The sequence below is a fragment of the Caballeronia choica genome (assembly GCF_001544535.1).
In the GTDB taxonomy this organism is placed as follows: Bacteria; Pseudomonadota; Gammaproteobacteria; order Burkholderiales; family Burkholderiaceae; genus Caballeronia; species Caballeronia choica.
Genome location: NZ_FCON02000337.1, coordinates 1 through 3247, shown reverse-complemented (window position 1 = coordinate 3247; position 3247 = coordinate 1). Strand labels below are relative to the sequence as shown.

The 3247-nt window shown below is 65.4% G+C and carries 4 protein-coding genes; all 4 read right to left on the bottom strand.

Annotated features, from left to right (window positions below):
• Positions 1-551 (bottom strand): MFS transporter (locus AWB68_RS43485; RefSeq protein ID WP_125483276.1); only part of this gene is annotated, 551 nt, incomplete at its 3' end.
• 83 nt (positions 552-634) lie between these two features.
• On the bottom strand, positions 635-1930 hold the full coding sequence (locus tag AWB68_RS43480) for an MmgE/PrpD family protein (RefSeq protein ID WP_087650261.1): 1296 nt from the start codon (positions 1928-1930) through the stop codon (positions 635-637).
• Positions 1931-2010: 80 nt separating this feature from the next.
• Positions 2011-2721 carry an SDR family NAD(P)-dependent oxidoreductase gene (locus tag AWB68_RS43475; RefSeq protein WP_087650260.1) on the bottom strand — a complete coding sequence of 237 codons (711 nt, stop codon included), beginning with the start codon at positions 2719-2721 and terminating at the stop codon, positions 2011-2013.
• Between the two features lie 104 nt (positions 2722-2825).
• Positions 2826-3247 (bottom strand): Rossmann-fold NAD(P)-binding domain-containing protein (locus AWB68_RS43470; protein WP_143282047.1); only part of this gene is annotated, 422 nt, incomplete at its 5' end.

The window sequence follows — 3247 nt, the reverse complement described above, 5'->3', positions numbered from 1 at the left end:
AGCGCGAACGCGCGGCCGCGCACGTGTTTTGGCACCAGCTCGCTGAGGTAACTGTCGATCGTCACGAGCTCGACGCCCAGGCCGATGCCGACCATCAGGCGCCAGAAGTTCAGGCCGAGCGGCGTGGTCTGGAACGCCATGATGGCGGCCGACGCCGTGTACCACAGGAGCGACAGCGTGAACACCGAGCGCCGGCCCAGCCGGTCCGCGACGGTGCCGAACATCAGCGTGCCGATCAAGAGGCCGAGAAACGCGGCAGCAATGAAGCTGGCGATGCTGTCGAGGCTGAGAAAGTTGCTCGACGTCGCATGCAGCACGCCCGAGCGTACGATGCCCGGCGCAATGTACGCGGTCGCGAACAACTCGTAAAACTCGAAGAAGCCGCCGAGCGAGATCAGCACGACGAGCGACCAGATCGAGCGCGTGGCGGGCAGCCGGTCGAGCCGTGCGCCAATCAGTCCAGTGGTTTCCTGTGCCGCGTCGGCGGCGAGTGCTGGCGCGTCTGCGTAGCGGCGGTCGATGGTGTCCAAGGCGTGATGCGTCGATGACATGTGCTCCTCCAGTCCCGGTCAGTCCGGGTGGAAATCGTTATGTAGGCGGATGTATATCGGTTGCGGCCTGCGGGGCCGCCGAGTCAGGCGAGTGCGTTCGCGACCGGCGGTGCGAGCACGTCGATCAGCTCGCGTATGTCGGTGAGACGCTCGACGTTCAACACCAGCAATTCGATCTCGCGTTGACGCGCCGGCCCGACTATGCCGCCGGTCAGCGCGCGAAACTTCTCGACGATGCCGCGATTCGACATCGGCTCGATGCGTTGCCCACGCGGATGGCGCAGCAGCTTTTCTTCGCGGCTGCCGTCGGCGAAGGTCACGCCCATCCGCACGGCGCCGCGCGCGAGCGGGCCGTCCGCGTCGAACGCGGGTTCGTGGCGTACAGCAATCTTGCGCATGAATGCCCACACGTCGTCGGCGTCGATCCGCTCGGGCCGGAACTGGTTCATCAGCGCCGCGCCGTCGAGCGCCGCGACCGCGACAGCGTATGCCATGTTCATCTGCGCGCCGATCGGCGTGAGCGGCCGCTCGGCCTGCCAGCCGCCGTGATGGAACGCAGCGCTCGCGCAATCGAGCTCGATCGTTTCGATGTCGTCGGGCCGGAAGCGCCGGCGTTCGCGCAGTTCGAGCATCGCGCCGATCGGGGCGAGCAGCGCGCCCATTGCCGCATACGGCTTGATGATGTACGCCTCGGTTTCCCACTTGTCGCCAAGCTGGCTACACACCTGTCGTGCATCGGGGGCGTGCCCTTCGCCGAATGTCGACAGGAAACCGCCGTAGTCGCGCTCGAACACGCGCTTGATGCCGGTATAGCCGCCGTGCGCGAGCATCGCCGCGTACAGTCCGGCGCGCGCGGCGAAGCCATGGTGCATGCGCTTGGACATCGCCTCGAACTGCGCGGCCATCAACCCGCCCGACTGTGTGCCGGCGAGTCCTAGCGCATCTTCGAATGCGGCGGCCGACAGGCCGCGCAGCTTGCCGGCCGCCGCGGCGCTCGCATGCGTGCCGAACACGGCGCCCGAATGCCAGCCACGCGACAGCATCTCGGAGCCGTGCAGCGCGAGCCCGACTCGCGGCCCGACTTCGTAGCCGCATGTGGCCGCGAGCAGGAAATCAGCGCCCGTCGTGCCGCCGAGCAACTCGGCGGTCGCGAAGAGCGAAGGTAGCACGACGGACGCGGCGTGCAGCGGCGCGAGCGGATGGAAGTCGTCGAGCTCGAAGCCCTGGATGAAGGTCCCGTTGAGCAACGCGGCGGCGGGCGCGCTCGTGCGCAGGCCGCGGCCGATCAGCGTCGCACGCTCGCCGTCTTCGATCGCGCACACCAGCTCGACCGCCTTGCTCGACCAAGGCAGTTGGGCGCCGACGAGCGCGCAACCGATGCCGTCGAGCCGGCCGGTCGGTCCGTCAGGATCGGTGGGAGCGTCGGCCTGCGTCGAGCGGCTGTTCGACTGGGTGGGCTTTAGCGACCGGCGCTCTGGCCGCCGTCGACGTGCAGGATTTCTCCCGTGATGAACGGTGCGGAATCAAGGAACAGAATGGCGTCGGCGATATCGCTCATCTCGCCCATGCGCCCAAGCGGATGGAAGGCACCCAGCGCTTCGTGGGTTTCCGGCGCGTGCATCGGCGTCTTGATGATCCCCGGCGCAACGGCATTCACGCGAATCCCTTTCCTGGCGTACTCGATCGCCAGCGACTTCGTGGCGGCGTTCAGGCCACCCTTCGTCAGGGCTGCCAGCACCGAAAACACACCGCTGATCGCAGCGTCAACGGCGCTGGAGGTCACGCTAACGACATGGCCGCTCGAATGTCTTTCCATTTCGGCGATAGCGAGTTGCGTGATGTAAAAGAAACCCGCGATATTCACATTCACCACCGCTGCGTAGTCTTCGGCGGTATGTTGGGTGAAAGGCTTTCCGATGTATATGCCGGCGTTGTTCACCAGCGTGTCGATCCGGCCAAATCGTGCGACACCTTCGGAAATGACGCGTTGGGCAGTGGCGGGATCACCGATGTCACCCGCTACCGTGAGAATGTTCGGGTCGTCGGACGGCTTGATCGAACGGGCGGTCGCAACAATGCGATAGTCGAGCTTTCGAAATGACTTCACGACTTCGGCGCCAATGCCTTGCGACGCGCCGGTAACGACGACAACCTTTTGTGATGTGCTCATGCTGTACCCAGAAAATTTATGTATGGCCTCGAGACCGATCGGGACGACGGCTCGGATCAAGGAAAATGCAGAGGCATTGATTCAGGCTTCGCACCAACCTCCAGTCAACTCTTTTTAGCCTGTGCCAGCCACTGGTCGAGACTGACGCGGCCGATCCGCGCGTCGCCAAGCGGCACGAGCGACTGTTCCTCGACACGGCCACCGTAGTACCGCGCTTCGCGATCCATCATCACTGGACGTGAGTCGCCTGTCGATTTCAGATAGCGCGCGACGATCTCCGCGAAAGGCGCGCGGTCCGGGCCTGCGATGTCGACCGAGCCGTTCAGCGGAGCGGCGAGCGCGACCTGCGCGAGGTTCGCCGCCACGTCTTCCGCGGCGATCGGCTGAAACAGCCCGTCGCCGATGTGCACCGTGCCGCCGTCCGTGCCGAAATCCGCGATATCGCCGAGGAACTCCATGAACTGAGTCGCGCGCACGATCGTGTACGGCACGCCCGCCGCTTCGATCACCTCTTCCTGCGCAACCT

Bases quoted from the DNA above. Each gene is read 5' to 3' on its own strand.
- AWB68_RS43475 (WP_087650260.1), bottom strand. From the start codon at position 2,721: ATGAGCACATCACAAAAGGTTGTCGTCGTTACCGGCGCGTCGCAAGGC.